The organism is Microbacterium sp. zg-YB36 (genome assembly GCF_024623575.2).
In the GTDB taxonomy this organism is placed as follows: domain Bacteria; phylum Actinomycetota; class Actinomycetes; order Actinomycetales; family Microbacteriaceae; genus Microbacterium.
This window is the reverse complement of the sequence record NZ_JANJFD020000003.1, coordinates 425156-443664: the sequence shown is the minus strand read 5'-3', so window position 1 is coordinate 443664 and position 18509 is coordinate 425156. Positions and strand designations below refer to the sequence as shown.

The following is an 18509-nucleotide window of genomic DNA, read 5'->3' as shown; positions in this document are numbered from 1 at the left end:
GGAGGTGCTCAGATGGGACGGATGTTCTCCGCCTGCAGGCCCTTGGGGCCCTGTGCGACCTCGAACTCGACGCGCTGGTTCTCCTCGAGCGAGCGGTAGCCGCCCGCCTGGATCGCGGTGTAGTGAGCGAAGACGTCGGCGCCACCCTCATCGGGAGCGATGAAGCCGAAGCCCTTCTCGGAGTTGAACCACTTTACGGTGCCCTGCGTAGCCATGAACTGCCTTCGTGCTGAGGATGCCGAAGCGGCCGCCCCGGCGATTCATACCGTAGCCAAAACGTGTGCGCGCGTCAGCCCCGGTTTCCGATGGTGACGAAAACGTTGCATGCGACAGGCGCGGCCGGGCGGCGCTGACGCCGATGGTGCCGGATGTGGTGCGGCGCTCGCGCGGGTAGCGTTGCCGGATGGCACACGTGGAGCTGCGACCCCTCGACGACGACGACCTCGACGCCGTATTCGAGATGATGCGCGATCAGGATGCCGTCGCGATGGAGGCCTTCACCGCGGACGACCCCGACGACCGCGCGGCGTTCGATGCGTGGATCGCTCGCGAGCGGGACGCCGAGGACGTGGCCCTGTTCGTCGTGACCGAGAAAGGTGGGTTCGCCGGAACGGCGGCGGCCTTCTCGGTCGATGAGGACCGCGAGGTGAGCTTCTGGATCGCGCGTCACGCGTGGGGCCGCGGTGTGGCGACCGAGGCGTTGCGGCTGCTGATCTCCCGCGAGCCGATCCGGCCGCTGTACGCCCGCGTGGCATCCCACAACGCCGCCGCGATCGCGGTGCTCGAGCGTAACGGCTTCGCCGAGGTGTCGCGGCAGCGCGCCTTCGCCCCCGGTCTCGGCCGTGAGGTCCAAGAACTCCTCTACACACTGGTCCCGGTGCTCGACGGCATCTGACCCCGCCCGCTCGCCGCGCCCCCCGCCCCACCGCTGAGACCACAGCTGGTCGCCGAGACTATGGGAAGTTCCCACCGTCTCGGCGACCAGCTGTCGTTTCACGGTCCGGGGCACGCCCGGGAACGAAGAAGGCCCCCGGGATCCGGGGGCCTTCTTGTCGCTGTGCGCGAGGGGGGACTTGAACCCCCACGCCCTTTCGGGCACTGGCACCTGAAGCCAGCGCGTCTACCTATTCCGCCACTCGCGCGAGCCGCATATTGCACGAACTCAACTTGCCGACGATATCACGTTTTCGCACGCCATTGCCGCGCCTGCCACAGGTCTGAGCCACCGCTGCGCGGCATCCGGACACACCCGGAGGGGGTTTGTGGATGCCGCAAAACCCCCGGGTTTCCGGGCATTCGCTCGGCGAAATCACGTTCTCCCAGCGCAGCCAACTAGCATGTAGCGACCGGTCTGCCTGCCTGAGGAGACGTGTGGGACTACTAGACAGCTTCGAGAAGGGGCTAGAACGCGCCGTCAATGGCGCGTTCGCGAAGACCTTCCGCAGCGGCGTCCAGCCCGTCGAGATCGCATCGGCGCTGCGCGCCGAGCTCGACGCGAAAGCCGCGATCGTCAGCCGCGACCGCATTCTGGCGCCCAACAGCTTCACGGTGCGCCTGGCTCCCAGCGACGAAGAGCGCATGCGTGCGTTCGGTTCCACGCTCGGCGACGAGCTGGACACACTGGTCCACAAGCACGCCCGCTCGCAGGGGTACTCCTTCGCCGGGCCGGTCACGATCGGCATCGTTCGCGATGACCAGCTGTCCACCGGAACGCTCCGGGTGGACTCGCAGAACGCACAGGGCAGCGTCGCCTGGCGCGGCGTGATCGACATCAACGGCACCCGGCACGCACTCGTGAAGGGTCGCACGGTCATCGGCCGCGGCAGCGACGCCGACATCACCATTCCCGATGCCGGCACGAGCCGTAAGCACGTGGAGATCCTCTGGGACGGTGAGCGCGCCATGGTGCGCGACCTCGGGTCGACCAACGGCACGAAGCTCGACGGCCAGCGGGTCGCCGAGGCGCCCCTGCCCCCCGACTCGACCGTGACGATCGGCCGCACCGACATCGTCTTCCGCGTCGTCGCGCAGGCCCAGCCGCCGCGACCGTCGCGCCCGGCATCCGATGCCACCCGCGCATTCGACGTGCGAGGAGGCGCCGGTGAGTGAACTGACCCTGCTGCTGCTGCGCATCGGCTTTCTCGTGCTGCTGTGGTTCTTCGTCTTCGCGGTCATCTATTCGCTGCGCGCCGACCTGTTCGGCGTGAAGGTGCGAAAGCTCCCCGAGCCGGCTGCCGCCGGATCAGCCCCGACCGCCGGACCCAGCGACCTCACCGCCCCGGTCACGAAGCGCCCCGCCGCCTCCCCCTCCCCGAAGTCCGGCGGGCCGGCAACCACCGGCACCGTCAGCCGCATCGTCATCACGAGCGGGCCGAAGACGGGCCTGGAGCTGCCGTTGGGCAACGAACCTCTCACGATCGGCCGCTCCAGCGAGTCGGGCCTGGTCATCCGCGACGACTACACCTCCAGCCACCACGCCCGCCTGGTGCTGTGGGGCGACCGATGGATGATCCAAGACCTCGACTCCACCAACGGCACCTGGCACGACGGGCAGCGCGTGGCCGCACCCGTGCCGATCAAGGTGGGCGCACCGATCAAGGTCGGCGCGACGACCTTCGAGCTGCGGAAGTAGCGGAACGTCTGCTGATGGTCTTCCAGGGCTCGAGCGTGGCGATCTCGCACACCGGCAAGGTGCGCTCCAACAACCAGGACTCCGGATATGCCGGATCGAACCTGTTCGCCGTGGCCGACGGCATGGGCGGGCACGCCGGCGGAGACGTGGCCTCGAGCATCGCGATCAACCGCCTCGCGGCCCTCGATCACACCTATGACACGCCATCGGATGCCGAGCGGGCGCTGCGCGACGCCATCGCCGACACCGCGTCGCGACTGATCGAGACCGTCAAGGCCCAGCCGGAGCTGGCGGGGCTCGGCACCACCGTCAGTGCCCTGGTCATGGTCGACGACTACGCGGTGCTGGCCCACATCGGCGACTCCCGGGTCTACCTGTACCGCGACGACACGCTGACCCAGATCACCACCGACCACACGTTCGTGCAGCGGCTGGTGGACTCCGGACGCATCACGCCGGAGGAGGCGCGGTACCACCCCCGCCGTTCGGTGCTGATGCGCGTGCTCGGCGACACCGACGCCGACCCCGAGCTCGACACGTTCATCATGCCCACCCAGCCGGGCGACCGCTGGCTGCTGTGCTCCGATGGCCTGTCGGGCGTGGTCGATGAGGCTCACACCGCCAAGGCGCTCGGTCAGGGCCTGCCGCCCGGCCGCACGGCCGACATCCTGCTGCGTCAAGCGCTCGACGGCGGCGCGCCGGACAACGTCACCATCGTGCTGGTGGATGTGGGTGGTCAGCACCCCGTCTTCATCGGCACCCCCACGATCGTCGGCTCCGCCACCAACCCGACCGGCGTCGAAGTCCCCGCCGCCCGGCCCACCCGCGCCGGCTGGCTGCACGCCGCCCGGCAGGCCGCGAACGACCCCACCCACTTCGAGCCGGCCGCGGAGTTCCTCGAGGAACTCATCGAAGAGGACCGCCGCCGGGCGCGCAGTCGCCGGATCTGGTGGGTCATCGCCCTCGTCGGCGTGTTGATCGTCATCGCCGGCGGCCTGTTCGCGGGATACTCCTGGACCCAGACGAGGTACTTCGTCGGCACCGACGACGACACCGTGGTGGTGTACCGCGGCATCCAGCAGAGCATCGGCCCCATCTCGCTGTCCACTCGATATACCGACACCGGCATAGACCTGGACGACCTGCCCGGCTTCGTGCGGGACAGCGTGGAACAGACCATCTCCGCCGCGTCACTGGCCGACGCGCAGCGCATCGTCTCGCAGTTGCGGGACACCGCGGAAGGCACCCTATGAGCACGCCCACCGAGGTGCAGGCCGACACCACCGTCATCCGCGCGCTGAAGAAGCTGCGGTTGCCGCAGACGCAGCGCAACCGCGAGCTGTGGCTGCTGCTGTTCGCGTTCGTCATCAACGCTGCCGCCGTCGCGCTGGTGCAGCTGGGCGTGAGCGGCGTCATCGACGCGACGTTCCTGATCTACTGCGGCGGCCTGACCGCCCTCGCGCTGGCACTGCACATCGTGCTGCGTCTGGTCGCGCGGGATGCCGACCCGTTCGTCGTCCCCATCGCCACCGTGCTCACCGGGCTCGGCATCGCGATGATCTACCGCATCGACCTGTACTGGGACACCCACGGCTGGGCGGCCACCTCCACCCGTCAGCTGGCGTGGGCGGCGATCGCCCTGGTCGGCGCGGTGGCCATCGTCATCGCGCTGCGCAACTACCGCGTGCTTTTCCGCTACACCTACCTGTTCGGGTTGCTCGGCATCCTGCTCATGCTGCTGCCGATCGTCCCGGGCCTGGGTGCGGATGCCAATGCGGACGTCTGGGTGGATCTGGGCATCTTCTCCTTCCAGCCCGGCGAGCTGGCCAAGATCGCGCTGGCGATCTTCTTCGCCGGCTACCTGGTGCGCACCCGGGAGGCGCTGACCTCGGTCGGCACCCGCTTCCTCGGGATCACCTGGCCACGGGCGCGCGAACTCGGCCCGCTGCTGGTGATCTGGCTTGCGTCGCTGGGGATCATCGTGCTGCAGCGCGACCTCGGCACCGGGCTGCTCATCTTCGGCATGTTCGTCGCGATGCTCTACGTCGCCACGGGCAAGACCAGCTGGGTACTCATCGGCGTGGTCCTCGCCGCCGGCGGCGCCTTCCTCGCCTCCCGCGTGCTGCCGTACGTCGGCGGCCGGTTCGAGAACTGGCTCAACGCCTTCGACCCCGAGCTGTACGAGGCCGGCGCCGGCACCTACCAGCTGGCCAACGGCATCTTCGGGCTCGCCCAGGGCGGTCTCGTCGGCACCGGACTCGGCCAGGGACGCCCGTGGCTGACCCCGCTGTCGCAGAGCGACTACATCTTCCCGAGCCTCGGTGAGGAACTGGGTCTCATCGGCGTGTTCGCGATCCTGTGCCTGTACATGGTCTTCACCAGCCGCGGCATCCGCATCGGCCTGGCCGGTCAGGACGACTTCGGCAAGCTGCTGGCCACCGGTTTGTCGTTCACCCTCGCACTGCAGGTGTTCATCATGGTCGGCGGCGTCACCCGCATCATCCCGCTGACGGGCCTGACGACGCCGTTCCTCGCCGCGGGCGGCTCCTCCCTCATCGCGAACTGGATCATCGTGGCCTTGCTGCTGCGCATCTCGGATGCCGTGCGCAGCCGTCCCCGGGTGGTGATCGGCTGATATGACGAAAGAACTGCGCAGGCTCAGCATCCTGGTGCTGGCGATGTTCCTGGCGATGTTCGCCTCGACCAGCGTCATCCAGGTGGTGCAGGCCGATGCGCTGGGTGAGAACCCGCTCAACCGCCGCGCGCTGTACGACACGTTCGAGGTGCAGCGGGGATCGATCATTGCCAGCGGCACCGCGATCGCCTCGTCGGTGCCCAGCGACGACCTGTACAGCTGGCAGCGGGTGTACACCGACGCCGACATGTGGGCACCGGTCACCGGCTGGATCAACCCCGTGCTGGCGTCGGCGACGGGCATGGAGCTCGCGATGAACCAGGAACTCAGCGGCACCGCCGACTCGCAGTTCCTCTCCCGCATCGAGCAGATCGTCAGCGGGCAGCAGCCCCGCGGATCGAACGTCGTGCTCTCCCTGGATGCCGCCGTGCAGCGTGCCGCCTACGACGCGCTGGGCGACCTGCAGGGCGCCGTCGTGGCGATTGAACCGGCCACCGGGCGCATCCTGGCGATGGTGTCCAGTCCCAGCTTCGACACCAATCCGCTCGCCTCCCACAACGGCGAAGCCGCCGAGGCGGCATACACGGCGCTCGAGGAAGACCCCCTCGATCCCCTCGACAACCGCGCGATCGCGGGTGCACTCAACCCGCCCGGCTCCACGTTCAAGCTCGTCGTCGCCTCCGCGGCGCTGGCCACCGGCGAGTGGACCGCGCAGTCGACGCTGCCCAATCCGCCCACCTACACGCTCCCGCAGTCCTCCAGCATCGTGCGCAACGCCGGGGGCGACACCTGCGGCGGCGGCGAGACGGTCACGATCGCCGACGCCCTGCGGCTGAGCTGCAACGTCGCGTTCGCCCAGCTCGCGGTGCTGCTGGGTGAGGACGTCATCCGGGAAGAGGCCGAGAAGTACGGCTTCAACACGTCGTTCACGATGCCACTGGTCTCCACGGCCTCGACCTACCCGCGTGGCCTGAGCGACGCCGAAACGGCTCTCACCGGATTCGGCCAGGGCGACGTGCGAGCCACGCCCCTGCAGATGGCCATGGTTTCCGCCGGTATCGCCAACGAAGGGATCGTGATGAACCCGCGCATGGTGGATTCCGTCATCGCCGCCGACCTCACCGAACAACAACGATTCGATGACACCGAGTTCGGTCGCGCCGTGTCCGCGGACATCGCGGAGTCGATGACTGCGATGATGGTCGCCAACGTCCAATCGGGTGTGGCCAGCGGTGCAACAATAGACGGCGTAGACGTGGCCGGGAAGACCGGCACCGCGGAGAACGGGGTGGACGATCCCTACACGCTGTGGTTCACCGGATTCGCTCCGGCGGATGACCCTCGGGTCGCCGTCGCCGTCGTCGTCGAAAACGGGGGCGGGCTGGGTCAGTCAGGCAGCAGCAACAGGATCGCGGCTCCGATCGCGGCAAAGGTCATGGAGGCGGTGCTGAGCAGATGAGACCGACGCAAGGGGTGACCTTCGGCGGCCGTTACGAACTGGACTCGCGGATCGCGATCGGCGGCATGGGCGAGGTGTGGGAGGCAACCGACCACGTCATCGGCCGTACCGTCGCCATCAAGATCCTCAAAGACGAGTACATGGGCGACCCCGGCTTCCTCGAGCGTTTCCGCGCCGAGGCTCGGCACGCGGCCCTCGTCAACCATGAGGGCATTGCGAGCGTCTTCGACTACGGCGAGGAGAACGGCAGCGCCTTCCTCGTCATGGAGCTCGTGCCGGGTGAGGCCCTGTCGACCATCCTCGAGCGCGAAGGGTCGCTGTCCACCGACAAGACCCTCGACATCGTGGCGCAGACCTCGCTCGCACTGCAGGCCGCGCACGCCGCGGGCCTCGTGCACCGCGACATCAAGCCGGGAAACCTGCTCATCACGCCCGACGGTCGGGTCAAGATCACCGACTTCGGCATCGCCCGCATCGCCGACCAGGTGCCGCTGACGGCCACGGGTCAGGTCATGGGCACGGTGCAGTACCTCTCCCCGGAGCAGGCCTCGGGACACTCGGCGACTCCGGCGACCGACGTCTACTCGCTGGGAATCGTCGCCTACGAATGCCTCGCCGGCAAGCGGCCCTTCACGGGCGAGTCGCAGGTGGCCATCGCGATGGCCCAGATCAACGAGCAGCCGCCGCCGCTGCCGCCGACGGTCGAAGTCCCGGTGCGCAACCTCGTCCTGGCCATGATCGCCAAGAAGCCCGATGAGCGCCCCGCCACCGCCTCCGCCGTCGCCCGCGCCGCCACGGCGCTGCGTCGCGGCGACATCGCCGCCGCCGCGGCCGCCGTGCCCGCCATCACCGGCGGCGCAGCCGTGGACGAGGTCACGCAACTGCTCACGCCGGGGCTGTCGACACAGGATGCCACCCGCATCCTCCCCGCCACCGCCGCGATGGACGGCGTCGACGGCGAGGGCGAGCCCACCGAGGGCAAACCCAAGCGCAAACGCAGCCCGTGGACCTGGCCGCTGATCGCCCTCATCGCACTGCTGGTGCTTGTGCTGGGCGGCACGGTGTGGGCGCTGCTGGCCGGCCAGGAGCCGGAGCCGGCTCCCAGTACCTCGTCGGCCGCTCCGACCCCCCGCGATACGCCCACCACCGAGCCCAGTCCCGACACGGTGAACGTCTCGGCATCCGATCTCGAAGGCCTCACGTGTGAGGAGGCCTCGGCCGTCCTCGACGAGCTGGGACTCGGGGCGCGCTGCGTCACCGGCGACGCCGCACCCGACGAGGGCAGCCAGGGGCTCGTCTACCGGGTGAACCCCACCGCGAACGTGCCGGTGGGCACGGTGATCGAACTCACCGTCTACGGTGACCAGGTGCCGCTCGAGGCGCCCGCCGCGCCCAGCCTGCCCGCCACGGTCGACGCCGGCAGCACGGTGCGGGTCAGCTGGCCCGGGTACTCCTGCCCGTCCGGTCAGGGCAGCGTCAGCTCGTACAACCTCTCCGCCACCAACGCCGTATTCCCCGTCAGCGGGCAATCCACGGCACCGTTCGGCGGCGGTGAACGTGCCGGCGACCTGCAGATCACCGGCGGGAGCGGCCAGACCGTCATCGTCACCTACACCGTCACCTGCTCCGGCGGCAGCGCCGGCCAGCGCGTCACCGGCACCTCCGGCGAGGCCGTCGCCCAGATTCAGGCAGTGGTCACCCCCAGCCCTGAGCCCACCGGCGGCGCCGAGCCCGAAGAAGACAACACCCCCGGCGGCTGACCCGCCCCGCCCAGGTTGGGCTGGGCGGGTCGACTAGGCTGGTTCTCTACCCAGGGGGGATGTCTGTGTCAGCTGAGCCGCGCGTGCTTTCCGGTCGCTATCGCATCGACGAACTCATCGGACGTGGCGGGATGGCACGCGTCTATCGCGGCTACGACCTCACCCTGGGACGGCCGGTCGCGATCAAGATCCTCAAGCGCGACCTCGCCGAAGACAGCGCGTTCCGCACCCGCTTCCGCCTTGAGGCGCAGGCCGCGTCGCGCATGTCCCACCCCACGATCGTGCGGGTCTACGACGCCGGCGAGGACTCCGAGACGGATGCGGATGGCTCGGTGCACCCGGTTCCGTACATCGTCATGGAGCTCGTGCAGGGCGCGCTGCTGAAGGACCTCATCGCCGACGGTCCGTTGCCGGCGACCACTGCGGTGCGCTACGTCGACGGCATCCTCGAGGCGCTGGAGTACTCGCACCGTGCGGGAGTCGTGCACCGCGACATCAAACCGGGCAACGTCATGGTCACCGATGCCGGCCAGGTGAAGGTGATGGACTTCGGCATCGCCCGTGCCGTCTCCGACTCCTCCTCGACCGTCGCCGACACCACCGCGATCCTCGGCACCGCGGCGTACTTCTCGCCCGAGCAGGCCAAGGGTGAGCCCGTCGACGCCCGTGCCGATGTCTACTCGACGGGGGTCGTGCTCTACGAGCTGCTCACCGGCCGTCAGCCGTTCCGCGGCGAGACCCCGGTGGCCGTTGCCTACCAGCACGTCAGCGAGACGCCGGTGCCGCCCAGCGAGGTCAACCCCGACGTGCCACGCGGACTCGATGCGGTGGTGCTGCGCGCGCTCGCGAAGGATCCCTTCCAGCGCTTTCAGGATGCCGCGGGATTCCGTGAGGCCCTCGACGCCACCGTTGACGGCAAGACGCCCTCCAAGCGTCAGGTCGGCGCGCTGACCAACCAGCTCTACGGTCCGGACCCCCGCCAGGCACAGGACACCGCCCGGTCGCTGCGGCAGCTGAGCACCGACACCACGATGACCCGCACCCAGTCCGGTCCCCCGGTGGCGTGGATCTGGGCGGGCGTCGCGCTGCTGGCGGTCCTGCTCGTCTCGGTGTTGTTCTGGGTCGTGACGATCCAGCCGGGTTCCAGTGTCCCCGACAACGCGCGGATCGTGCCCGACGTCGTGGACATGGCCTACGACCGGGCCGAGGAGCTGCTGGTCGCCGAGGAACTCGAGCCCGACCGGATCGAAGAGGCCAGCGACGACATCGCGGCAGGCAACGTCATCCGCACCGAACCGCAGGCTGGCACATCGATGGCCATCGGCGAGAAGGTCAACGTGTACGTCTCCACCGGAATCGAGACCACTTCGGTGCCGCCCCTCGTCGGGCTGGACCGCGCTGCGGCCGAGCAGGCGCTCACCGCGGCGGGATTGCGGATGGGGATCGTGACCGCCCGCAATGATCCCGCCGCTGCCGAGGGTTTCGTGCTCTCCGCCTCGCAGCCCGAGGGGACCCAGGTCCCCACGGGCACCGCGGTGGACCTCGAGGTTGCCACCGGCCGGGTCACGCTGGTCGACGTGTCCGGGTACCGACTGGACGCGGCGGTGCGCGAACTCGAATCAGACGAGATGCAGTTCACCGTCGTGACCGTCGAAGACCCCTCCTGCCCCGCGACGCCGGGAGAGCCCACCGTGGCCAGGCAGTCCGTCGCCCCCGGCGACGTGCCGATCCATTCGACGGTGGAACTGACCTACTGCACCGGCGAGTAGCCCGCCCCGCCCCGGTGGGGCCGTAGCTGCGACCCACGGGCGGCGGCACCACCCACGCCCACGCGCTCGAGCCAATTGCCCAGCAGCCGATAGCCGCCCTCGGTGAGCACGCTCTCCGGGTGGAACTGCACGCCGTCGATCGGCAGCGTGCGGTGCGTCACTCCCATCACCACCCCGGTCTCCGTGCGGGCGGCCACGATGAGCTCGGCGGGGAGGGTACCGGCGACGATCGCGAGCGAGTGGTACCTGCCTGCGACGAACGGAGCAGGCAGTCCGGCGTAGAGCGGTCCACCATCGTGGTGGACATCGCTGGTCATGCCGTGCATGAGTTCGGGGGCGTGGGTCACTGTCGCCCCGAACGCCTCTCCGATCGCCTGGTGACCCAGGCACACTCCGAGCAGCGGCATCCGTCGCTCGGCCGCCGCGTGGACGACGGCGATGGACGCGCCGGCGCGGGCGGGCGTGCCGGGGCCGGGCGAGATGAGCACTCCGTCGTATCCGGCGATGGCGGCGGCGGGGTCGATGATCTCATCGGCCTCGACGACGGATGCCATCGCTCCCAACTCCCCCAGGTAGCCGACCAGGGTGTGCACGAAGCTGTCGTGGTTGTCCACGACGAGCACGCGAGTCATCCGACGGTGACGTCCTCCGGGGTGAGCATGGCGCCGACCCACGGAAAGACGTAGAAGAACAGCCCGTACAGCACACCGGCGGCCAGCAGCAGCAGGATGAGGGTGCGGATCCACCAGGGGCCGGGCAGAACCCGCCACAGCGCTGCATACATCAGGCTTCTCCTGCCAGGGTGAGGGATTCAGGTTCGCCCTGGTCGCGCGGGGTGAACGATTCGTACACCGCATACGCGGCGATGCGCTCGTCGGTCGACCACATCGGACTGCACGTGGTCAGCGTCAGGTAGCGCCCGTCGGGGGCCACACCGACCTGCTGCGGCACGGGTTCGAGCACCGCGACTTCGCTGGGGCGGACGTACTCGAGGTTGCGGAAGCGGTAGGTGAACCAGCCGTCGGGCGTCTCGATCACGATCGCGTCGCCGATCCGCAGCGAGGGGACATGCTCGAATGGGGCGCCGTGGGTGTAGCGGTGCGCGGCCAGTGCGACGTTACCGACGGCGCCGGGCATCGCGGTGTTCGGGTAGTGGCCGATCCCGATGGGGTCGAGCACTCGTGACTTGCTGGTCCCTTCGGCCACCGGGAACACCCAGCCGTCGCCGAAGCGCGGGATGTGCAACGTGGCGAACACCTCGGCGTTGCCGACTTGCGCCGGCACGATGGGCTCGGCCGGTGCGGGTTCCGCTGCGGCCTCCGGCTCGGGGGTCGCCGGCTGCGGCTGAGCCTGTTCCGACCACTGCCGGCTCAGCTCGCGTGCCTCGGTCTGCCGCTCGCCGGCGATGATCGCGTCGCCGATCCACATCTGCCACGCGACGTACAGCAGCACGATCACGCCGAGGGTGATGAGGATCTCCCCGAGCACCCCGAAGACGTTCACCGGGCGCCGGCTGTCGGCCGGGCGGCGGCGCGTGCGAAGCGCTACGGAAGTCTCGGGCACATCTGCATCCTAACGAGGCAGGGTGGGACGGCGCTGGACGCTAAACTGGCCCGCATGGCACCTTCCGAAAACGGCGGCGACTCGGTCACCGAACGCAGCGAGGGCGACGCGACCCCCAACCCCGTCTGGTTCAAGCCCATCATGTTCGGGCTGATGCTGTTGGGCCTGGTGTGGGTGCTCGTCTTCTACCTGAGCAGCATGCAGTACCCGATCCCCGGCATCGACGCCTGGAACCTTGTGATCGGCTTCGGCATCGCCTTCATCGGCTTCCTGATGACGACGCGCTGGCGCTGATTCACCCCTCCACAGGTCGTCCCGCACCTGTGAATTACACCGGTGTGATTCATCCCCAGGCTGGGGATGAATCTGTGGATAACTTTCAGCCGTAGACCAGCACCGGCACAACGAGCAGTGCGAGAAGCCCCCCGGCGACCGCGATGAGCAGCCAGATCTGGCTGCGCCGCTGGCGTACCGCGCGCGTGCGCGCAAAGATGAGCCCGACCAGCGCGCCCACGAGGCCGCCGCCGATGTGGGCCTGCCATGAGATTCCCGAACCAGGCAGGAACGTGATCACGAGGTTGAGCCCCAGCAGGATCGCGATCGCGGTGACGTTGACGCCCAAGTGACGCCCGATCACGAACATCGCGCCCAGCAGGCCCCAGACCGCGCCCGAGGCACCCACGACCCACGTACCGGGTGCAAGCAACGCCACCAGCACCGATCCGCCCAGCCCGCTGAGCGCGTAGAGCGCAAGGAAGCGCCCGCGCCCCAGGAGGGGCTCGAGGCTCCGGCCCAGCGCCCACAGCGCCAGCATGTTCAGCAGCAGATGCCAGACACCCGCGTGCACAAGCGTCACCGTGAGCAGACGCCACGGCTGGAAACCCGGTCCGGGGAACAGGAATGCGCTGTTGAACGCCAGGTACGTGGACACCACGCCGCCGATACCGGGGATCATCGCGATGAGCGACACCACCGACGTGACGATCAGGAGCGCATAGGTCGCCAGCGGCCGCGTATCGGTGGACGTGGACTGCCACCGCGCCTTACGGCGCGATGGCATCCGCGTCACTTTCGCCGACTGCTGCTGATCGCGCAGGCACTCCGGGCAGATCACTCCGACCGGCATCTGCGTTTGGCATTCCGGGCAGATCGTCCGCAGACACCGCTGGCACAGCACGAAGCTCTGCCGGTCCGGATGCCGGTAGCAGAAATTCTCCGGATTGGTGCGGAAGTCCGCGGAAGTCACGATCGGGTTGTCAGACGGCGGTGACGTCGATCGAGGAGATCACAACCGGCTCGATGGGGCGGTCGCCGCCTGCCGTCGGAACCTTCGCGATCGCGTCGACGACGGCACGGGAGGCATCGTCGGCGACCTCGCCGAAGATGGTGTGCTTGCCGTTGAGCCACGGGGTGGGGTCGGTCGTGATGAAGAACTGCGAGCCGTTGGTGCCCTCGGCCTTGCCGGTGATCGCGTTACGGCGGAGCCCCGCGTTGGCCATGGCCAGGATGTAGGGCTTGCCGAAGTCCAGCTCGGGGTGGATCTCGTCGTTGAACGTGTAGCCGGGGCCGCCCACGCCCTGACCGAGGGGGTCGCCGCCCTGGATCATGAAGCCGGGGATGATGCGATGGAAGATGACGTCGCTGTACAGCGGGCCCTCGCCCGGCTTGCCGGTAGCCGGGTCGGTCCACGACCCGGTGCCGTCGGCGAGGCCGACGAAGTTCTGCACCGTGCGAGGTGCGTGGTCTCCGAAGAGATTGACGACGATGTCGCCATGGTTGGTGTGCAAGGTCGCGACCGCAGTGGGGAGTGCCATGTTGTACATTCTCGCAGAGTTATGCGCAACCCCTCCCGCCCAGGGGCAGGTCTGGCAAGATAAGGAGAAACGTCCCCGAGCGAAAAGGGAGGGCCCCTCGTGAGCCTCAGCCGCAAACGCAAGAAGGAACTCCGCAAGCTCCAGCAACAGGCCAACACGCTGTGGGAGTCGCAGCAGGTACTGGTTGGTGAGGCGGCACACGTCGCCAAGGAAGCGAGCCGTCAGCTCGGAAAGTACAACCGCGAGCAGGTCCTGCCGGCGATCAACACTGCCTACGGCCACTACGCAGCGCCGTACGTCACCAAGGCCGCGACCGTTTCGCGCAGCGTCCTCAACGACAAGGTGGTCCCCGCCGCCGGCGCCGTCGTCGGCTCCGCGATGTCGGTGTGGGATGCCGCGAACGACACCCGATCCCGCGTGGCCGCAGGTCGTGGTTTCGCCGCCCCCGACGTGGCGAAGTACTCCAAGAAGGCCGACAAGTACAGCAAGGATGCGGCGAAGAAGATCGCCAAGAAGCTGTCTGTCGTGGCCCCCGAGCCGAAGAAGAGCGTCAGCGCCGGTGGCGTCATCGCCATCATCCTGGGCGCTGCTGCGGCACTGGGCATCGTCTACGCCGCGTGGCAGACGCTGCGCGCCGACGACGAGCTGTGGGTGGCCGACGACCCGCTGAGCGCACCCGACGCTTGACGAGTCTCCCCGACGGTCTTTCTCGAGCCCGCGACGCCGCACAGGCGCGCGGGCTCGAGGTGTCTTTCCGGGAGCGTCCGGCCGCGCACAGCCTCCCCGAGGCGGCAGCCCTGCTGGGCCTGACCCCCGCGGACATCGTGAAGACCCTCGTGGTGGGGCGCAGCAACGACACGTATCTGTTCGTGCTCATCCCTGGGGACCGCGCGATCTCGTGGCCGAAGTTGCGCTCCGTCGTGGGCGTCAACCGGCTGCGCCTGCCGGATGCCGAGCACGCCTTGGCCGCCACCGGATACCAGCGCGGCACCATCGTGCCCATCGGCAGCACGACGGACTGGCCGGTGTTCGCGGACGAGCGCATCGTCGGCAAACACATCGCCATGGGTGCCGGCGCGCCCGGTTACAGCCTGTTCGTCGATGCCGACGCGCTCATCGCCGCCTATCAGGCCACCGTGGCCGACATCTCCACCGAGCTGGCTGCGGCATCCGTCAGCTGAGCTGAGCCATCTTCAGCGCGATGTCCACGAGCTTCACGCGCTGCAGGAGCCACACCCCGGCCAGCGGGAACCACTCGGCACGGTCAGTGGAACCATCCACCTCGTCGCGCAGCCGGCCCCCGGTGATGCGGGCGCTGTAGACGATGCGCAGCGTGTGCAGCGGACCCTCCCCCTCGGCGATGCGTCGGGAGGCCGGGATGACACGCGAGTGGATGCCAAGGACGGGCCCGACCGCGACGCGGTAGCCGGTCTCCTCGCGCACCTCGCGCCGCACGGCGTGCTCGGGGTCCTCGCCGTCCTCCAGGCCGCCACCGGGCATGGTCCAGCCGGAGTGGCCGTTCTGGTTCCAGTGGGCAAGCAGGACGCGCTCGTCGTCATCGGTGATGACGGCGTAGGCGGCGATCCGCATGTCCATGTCTGTGACTCTACCGAGCGGGGCGACATGGGCCTGGTGTCCGCGCCCACCGCCACAACTTCGGCGAACGTCACAACTTCGGACCATCCGGCCCCGCGGCATCCGAAGGACTGCCGATCTCCGAAGAACCGGTGCGCCGTCGCGGCAGTGCGAAGCCGGAAAACCGAAAAGCGCCGCCCGAGGGCGACGCTTTTCGAACTGTGGAGCCTAGGAGATTCGAACTCCTGACATCCTGCTGCCATTGCAGCAAGCAGAGGGGTGGAACCTCCCGTAGAGCAGCGGAATTCTCGTAGTTCTGACGGGCACATTCGCGGTTCGAAGACGGGAGTGCTTGATAACCGCTTGAATTCACGATGGCCCACTCATGGGGAGATGATTGGGTTGCGGGCCGGCCTAAGACCGCCCTGCATGTAGGGTTGTGCGCCTCCACCGGATACCACCGCGAGTTGAAGGATCGAGCGCAGGACTTCAGCTAGGACCCTACAAGCTCGATGGTCCGACTTCCCCGCCGTCAATCGTTCGACGCTGTTGGAGTTCCTCGCGCACCGTTGTCATCACCGTCGCGATTTGGTCCCGCACCGCCTCGCTCGGCGGGGCGCCGGGGGCGAGTAATTGCAGTAGGAACCCTTCAGTCGACTCGGTTCTTCGCGTGGCCCGAAGCACAACTGGGTTCTCATCGTCATCTACATAGACAGCAGAGCCCAGCACCCATTCATCCGGATCGTGCAGCCGCCAGAGTCTCAGCCCGAGACGATTGTCGAGGATGTCCGCGACCGTTTCAGTGATGGGCGCGGCGGAGTCAAGCAGAGTGACTAGGCGATCCGGGCCGATCCGCAGGTCTTGCGCTCCGACGCGTGAATGAACACCCTGCCCTAGCTTGTCTGCTACGAGTTCCGGATATCCGCCGCCGCCCCGTAGGCGCTCTTGCTCCAGGAGCTGCTGCTCCCAGTCAGCCAGCGACTCCGAGTCGGCGACCCCCTCGGTGGGCTGGTGACGCTGGATCAGGCCCTCGGCGGCAGCGTCGGCGATCACGCGGGTCAGCAGGCCCACCGCGCGGGCGGCGGCTTCGTTGCCGGGGATCGGGTACTGGAACTCGTCCGGGTCGGCGTCGATGTCCAGGATGCCGATCACCGGGATGCCGAGCTTGCGCGCCTCGTCGATGGCGAGGTGCTCGCGCTTGGCGCCTACGACCCAGATAGCCGACGGGGTCTTCTGAAGGTTGCGGATACCGCCGAGCGACTTGTGCAGCTTGTCCAGCTCACGCTTCTTGTGAAGGAGTTCCTTCTTGGTGAAGCCGCTGTTGGCGGGGGTCTCGTAGTCGAGCTCTTCGAGCTCCTTCATACGAGCCAGACGCTTGGAGATGCTGGTGAAGTTGGTCAGCAGACCACCGAACCAGCGCTGGTTGACGTAGGGCTGGCCGACGCGGGTCGCCTGCTCGGCGATGACTTCCTGAGCCTGCTTCTTGGTACCGACGAAGAGGATCGTGCCGCCGTCGGCGACGGTCTCCCTGACGAATTCGTACGCCCTGTCGATGTAGCGGAGCGACTGCTGCAGGTCGACGAGGTGGATGCCGTTGAGCTCGGTCAGGATGCGCCCGGTCGGACTGCGCCCACCCGGTGGGATCCACCGGAAACTCTGATGCCCGAATCGGTTGCCCCTCTTCTGCGCCAGGAGGAGAGACGCCACCTCGGTGTAGCGGCTCGCTACTATCTCTGCCGCTTCCTCTTCCTCGGCCATCTTCAATTTCCCTTTGGGGTTTGGAGGATCCAGTCCTCGTCATCACGGAAGTGGCTGCTCAGCCCGCCGGTGCTCTCCCTCGTGTCGGGCGGCCCACTACTTGAGAACAGGGCGAGCGTCACTGATCGTCCCAGATCGCGACTCGCGCGCTCGGCCCATGCAGACAGGTACAGCAGGTGATTCGCGACGTACACCTTCTCCACGAAGTTGTACGAACGATTGCTTACGCGCAGATCCTTCTCATCGGCTTCCGCAATGGAGAAGTTCTCGCGGATGGACTTACGGATTAGTTTGATGAGAGCGTTACTTGAGACCTGCACGTCGTAGTCACTGGGACATCCATCGATGCCCAGGACATACATAACGTCAAATGGGCGCGCCTCCGGGCGCGGTTGCCCTTCCGGCCACTGCTTCGCCACCGTCTCGTGGATGCTGTCAAGCGTGGGGTTGGGCGCTTCGGCCCCTCGGCTGTCCAGGTACGCCTGATAGATCGAGGCTCGTGAGTAGACCATCGCCTTGTGCTCACCAGAAAAGAACCGCACTGAGCTGCCCTGGATCCGAACATCGGCATCGTTGACGCCCTCTCGTTCGAGCGCCGCAAACAGGCCATGAACGAACCGAAGATACAGGTCCGCGGACATTCCGAGGGGGTACTGGCCCTCCGTCACGGCTCGGACGCTTTCAATCGGTATGCCCAGAAAATCGAGGTCACCCTTCGTGACCTGATAGCCGCGGTGGTCCAGCAGCTTTGGAACCGTATCCACTGCATCCATCCCCATGCGCCGAGGATAGTGGCGCCACGTAGGCCAGCACTACCACGACTTCGACCTGCGGTCTGGCGCCCCGCGCTCACCGTGGGGTGGTGGTGGCCTCCGCCTGCGGAAGGGATGAATCATCCGCAGCAAGGGCGCTGCGGCGACCCGACGTCGGTGAAGGGTCGTCGGTGGGTGGGAAGATCACTGCGAGCCGGTGCAAAGCTCTCGACCTGATCCACCAGCGGCTGTATCGGACGTGGCGCCGCTCATTCGGCGGTCGACAGGCAGAGCGACTCGTGCACGCCGGCAGCTCTACCTCGCGCTCATTCGCCCGGTACCGCTGGAACTCCCGTCGACGTTCCACCCTCACGCCGCGCATGGCGGTGCCATGACCACTGCGATTCTCTTGAGCGCCACCGTGACTGCGCACCCACTGTTCACCGCGGGAGAGCGCCTCGAACTCGAGGCGGCCTGGCCTGGCCCGGTGCACGGAGCCCAGGGTTCGGAACATCGTGCGCAGCAGGCCGGGGTCAGAATGCAACCGCACCTCATCGCATACCGCTTGTTGACGCGCCATGGTCACCGATACGAGCGGCTCGCCGTCGTGCACTCAGGCGCCGTCTCGCAGCGCGCGCTCTTGCGGGACTTTCCGCACGTCGAAATCGTCGAGGTGGTGGTCGATGCGGACACCTATACGGCCAAGGCCATACTGCTCGCGGTGGCAGTGGCGCTCTCGCATCCAGCAGAGACACATTGGTGACGCATGTCCCACCATGAGCAATCTGGATG

20 protein-coding genes, 1 tRNA gene and 1 pseudogene are annotated in these 18509 nt (G+C 67.9%); 12 read left to right on the top strand and 10 right to left on the bottom strand.

Going from position 1 to position 18509, the window contains the following annotated elements; all coding sequences use genetic code 11:
• Positions 1-8 precede the first annotated feature (8 nt).
• A complete protein-coding gene (locus NQ151_RS11460; protein ID WP_257507210.1) occupies positions 9-215 on the bottom strand; it encodes a cold-shock protein in 207 nt (68 codons plus the stop codon).
• A gap of 188 nt (positions 216-403) precedes the next feature.
• On the opposite strand from NQ151_RS11460, the gene NQ151_RS11455 reads away from it, so the two are divergent.
• A complete protein-coding gene (locus tag NQ151_RS11455; RefSeq protein WP_257528151.1) occupies positions 404-895 on the top strand; it encodes a GNAT family N-acetyltransferase in 492 nt (163 codons plus the stop codon).
• A gap of 163 nt (positions 896-1058) precedes the next feature.
• Here NQ151_RS11455 and NQ151_RS11450 read toward each other — a convergent pair.
• Positions 1059-1142 (bottom strand) — tRNA-Leu (locus NQ151_RS11450).
• A gap of 229 nt (positions 1143-1371) precedes the next feature.
• Here NQ151_RS11450 and NQ151_RS11445 point away from each other — a divergent pair.
• Genes NQ151_RS11445 through pknB form a run of 7 tightly spaced genes read left to right on the top strand, consistent with a single transcriptional unit; the run spans position 1372 to position 10255 of the window.
• A complete protein-coding gene (locus tag NQ151_RS11445; protein WP_257507212.1) occupies positions 1372-2109 on the top strand; it encodes an FHA domain-containing protein in 738 nt (245 codons plus the stop codon).
• Positions 2102-2632 carry an FHA domain-containing protein FhaB/FipA gene (locus NQ151_RS11440; RefSeq protein ID WP_257507213.1) on the top strand — a complete coding sequence of 177 codons (531 nt, stop codon included), beginning with the start codon at positions 2102-2104 and terminating at the stop codon, positions 2630-2632. Before NQ151_RS11445 ends, NQ151_RS11440 begins: the two co-directional genes overlap by 8 nt.
• Positions 2633-2646: 14 nt before the next feature.
• The gene (locus tag NQ151_RS11435; protein ID WP_257507214.1) at positions 2647-3885 is read left to right on the top strand and encodes a PP2C family protein-serine/threonine phosphatase; all 1239 of its coding nucleotides are present in this window, start codon (positions 2647-2649) and stop codon (positions 3883-3885) included.
• Positions 3882-5267 carry an FtsW/RodA/SpoVE family cell cycle protein gene (locus NQ151_RS11430; RefSeq protein WP_257507215.1) on the top strand — a complete coding sequence of 462 codons (1386 nt, stop codon included), beginning with the start codon at positions 3882-3884 and terminating at the stop codon, positions 5265-5267. Before NQ151_RS11435 ends, NQ151_RS11430 begins: the two co-directional genes overlap by 4 nt.
• 1 nt (position 5268) lies before the next feature.
• Positions 5269-6726, top strand: coding sequence for a peptidoglycan D,D-transpeptidase FtsI family protein (locus tag NQ151_RS11425; protein WP_257507216.1), 1458 nt, complete (start codon positions 5269-5271; stop codon positions 6724-6726).
• Positions 6723-8486 (top strand): serine/threonine-protein kinase, encoded by a 1764-nt coding sequence (locus NQ151_RS11420; protein WP_257507217.1) that lies wholly within the window; start codon positions 6723-6725, stop codon positions 8484-8486. Before NQ151_RS11425 ends, NQ151_RS11420 begins: the two co-directional genes overlap by 4 nt.
• A 59-nt stretch (positions 8487-8545) precedes the next feature.
• Positions 8546-10255 (top strand): Stk1 family PASTA domain-containing Ser/Thr kinase, encoded by a 1710-nt coding sequence (gene pknB, locus NQ151_RS11415; protein WP_257528150.1) that lies wholly within the window; start codon positions 8546-8548, stop codon positions 10253-10255.
• On the opposite strand, the gene NQ151_RS11410 is transcribed toward pknB, so the two are convergent.
• Genes NQ151_RS11410 through NQ151_RS11400 form a run of 3 tightly spaced genes read right to left on the bottom strand, consistent with a single transcriptional unit; the run spans position 10237 to position 11818 of the window.
• The gene (locus NQ151_RS11410; protein WP_257507219.1) at positions 10237-10887 is read right to left on the bottom strand and encodes an anthranilate synthase component II; all 651 of its coding nucleotides are present in this window, start codon (positions 10885-10887) and stop codon (positions 10237-10239) included. The two genes, pknB and NQ151_RS11410, sit on opposite strands and share 19 nt — an antisense overlap.
• Entirely contained in the window at positions 10884-11039 is a 156-nt protein-coding gene (locus tag NQ151_RS11405) for a hypothetical protein (RefSeq protein WP_257507220.1), read from the bottom strand. The genes NQ151_RS11410 and NQ151_RS11405 overlap by 4 nt, the downstream gene beginning before the upstream one ends.
• Complete coding sequence (locus NQ151_RS11400; RefSeq protein WP_257507221.1) at positions 11039-11818, bottom strand: class E sortase; 780 nt, start codon at positions 11816-11818, stop codon at positions 11039-11041. Before NQ151_RS11400 ends, NQ151_RS11405 begins: the two co-directional genes overlap by 1 nt.
• A 54-nt stretch (positions 11819-11872) precedes the next feature.
• Here NQ151_RS11400 and NQ151_RS11395 point away from each other — a divergent pair, with 54 nt between their 5' ends.
• Positions 11873-12112, top strand: a complete 240-nt coding sequence (locus tag NQ151_RS11395) for a cell division protein CrgA (RefSeq protein ID WP_257507222.1) — start codon at positions 11873-11875, stop codon at positions 12110-12112.
• An 85-nt stretch (positions 12113-12197) separates the two neighbouring features.
• Here NQ151_RS11395 and NQ151_RS11390 read toward each other — a convergent pair whose 3' ends face one another.
• The gene (locus tag NQ151_RS11390; RefSeq protein WP_257507223.1) at positions 12198-13064 is read right to left on the bottom strand and encodes a rhomboid family intramembrane serine protease; all 867 of its coding nucleotides are present in this window, start codon (positions 13062-13064) and stop codon (positions 12198-12200) included.
• Positions 13065-13074: 10 nt separating this feature from the next.
• Positions 13075-13632 carry a peptidylprolyl isomerase gene (locus NQ151_RS11385; RefSeq protein ID WP_257507224.1) on the bottom strand — a complete coding sequence of 186 codons (558 nt, stop codon included), beginning with the start codon at positions 13630-13632 and terminating at the stop codon, positions 13075-13077.
• A gap of 99 nt (positions 13633-13731) precedes the next feature.
• Between NQ151_RS11385 and NQ151_RS11380 the strand changes: the two genes are divergently transcribed.
• The gene (locus NQ151_RS11380) at positions 13732-14319 is read left to right on the top strand and encodes a DNA helicase (protein WP_257507225.1); all 588 of its coding nucleotides are present in this window, start codon (positions 13732-13734) and stop codon (positions 14317-14319) included.
• Positions 14316-14813, top strand: a complete 498-nt coding sequence (locus NQ151_RS11375) for an aminoacyl-tRNA deacylase (RefSeq protein WP_257507226.1) — start codon at positions 14316-14318, stop codon at positions 14811-14813. Before NQ151_RS11380 ends, NQ151_RS11375 begins: the two co-directional genes overlap by 4 nt.
• Here the strand turns inward: NQ151_RS11375 and NQ151_RS11370 are convergent.
• The 3 genes and pseudogenes from NQ151_RS11370 to NQ151_RS11360 form a co-directional block, all read right to left on the bottom strand.
• Positions 14806-15228, bottom strand: coding sequence for an NUDIX hydrolase (locus NQ151_RS11370; protein WP_257507227.1), 423 nt, complete (start codon positions 15226-15228; stop codon positions 14806-14808). The two genes, NQ151_RS11375 and NQ151_RS11370, sit on opposite strands and share 8 nt — an antisense overlap.
• Before the next feature lie 927 nt (positions 15229-16155).
• Positions 16156-16965, bottom strand: a pseudogene (gene rpsB / locus NQ151_RS11365) (30S ribosomal protein S2); the annotation flags it as partial.
• A 2-nt stretch (positions 16966-16967) separates the two neighbouring features.
• Positions 16968-17744 (bottom strand): hypothetical protein, encoded by a 777-nt coding sequence (locus NQ151_RS11360; protein ID WP_257528149.1) that lies wholly within the window; start codon positions 17742-17744, stop codon positions 16968-16970.
• Positions 17745-18108: 364 nt separating this feature from the next.
• Here NQ151_RS11360 and NQ151_RS11355 point away from each other — a divergent pair, with 364 nt between their 5' ends.
• The gene (locus NQ151_RS11355) at positions 18109-18480 is read left to right on the top strand and encodes a hypothetical protein (protein ID WP_257528148.1); all 372 of its coding nucleotides are present in this window, start codon (positions 18109-18111) and stop codon (positions 18478-18480) included.
• Positions 18481-18509 lie beyond the last annotated feature (29 nt).

Excerpts from the sequence above, each read along its gene's own strand:
- NQ151_RS11460 (WP_257507210.1), bottom strand. The coding sequence starts at position 215 with ATGGCTACGCAGGGCACCGTAAAGTGGTTCAACTCCGAGAAGGGCTTC.
- NQ151_RS11455 (WP_257528151.1), top strand. The coding sequence starts at position 404 with ATGGCACACGTGGAGCTGCGACCCCTCGACGACGACGACCTCGACGCC.
- NQ151_RS11435 (WP_257507214.1), top strand. The coding sequence starts at position 2,647 with ATGGTCTTCCAGGGCTCGAGCGTGGCGATCTCGCACACCGGCAAGGTG.
- NQ151_RS11430 (WP_257507215.1), top strand. The coding sequence starts at position 3,882 with ATGAGCACGCCCACCGAGGTGCAGGCCGACACCACCGTCATCCGCGCG.
- NQ151_RS11425 (WP_257507216.1), top strand. The coding sequence starts at position 5,269 with ATGACGAAAGAACTGCGCAGGCTCAGCATCCTGGTGCTGGCGATGTTC.
- NQ151_RS11420 (WP_257507217.1), top strand. The coding sequence starts at position 6,723 with ATGAGACCGACGCAAGGGGTGACCTTCGGCGGCCGTTACGAACTGGAC.
- pknB (WP_257528150.1), top strand. The coding sequence starts at position 8,546 with ATGTCTGTGTCAGCTGAGCCGCGCGTGCTTTCCGGTCGCTATCGCATC.
- NQ151_RS11410 (WP_257507219.1), bottom strand. The coding sequence starts at position 10,887 with ATGACTCGCGTGCTCGTCGTGGACAACCACGACAGCTTCGTGCACACC.
- NQ151_RS11405 (WP_257507220.1), bottom strand. The coding sequence starts at position 11,039 with ATGTATGCAGCGCTGTGGCGGGTTCTGCCCGGCCCCTGGTGGATCCGC.
- NQ151_RS11395 (WP_257507222.1), top strand. The coding sequence starts at position 11,873 with ATGGCACCTTCCGAAAACGGCGGCGACTCGGTCACCGAACGCAGCGAG.
- NQ151_RS11385 (WP_257507224.1), bottom strand. The coding sequence starts at position 13,632 with ATGGCACTCCCCACTGCGGTCGCGACCTTGCACACCAACCATGGCGAC.
- NQ151_RS11370 (WP_257507227.1), bottom strand. The coding sequence starts at position 15,228 with ATGGACATGCGGATCGCCGCCTACGCCGTCATCACCGATGACGACGAG.
- NQ151_RS11360 (WP_257528149.1), bottom strand. The coding sequence starts at position 17,744 with ATGGGGATGGATGCAGTGGATACGGTTCCAAAGCTGCTGGACCACCGC.
- NQ151_RS11355 (WP_257528148.1), top strand. The coding sequence starts at position 18,109 with ATGACCACTGCGATTCTCTTGAGCGCCACCGTGACTGCGCACCCACTG.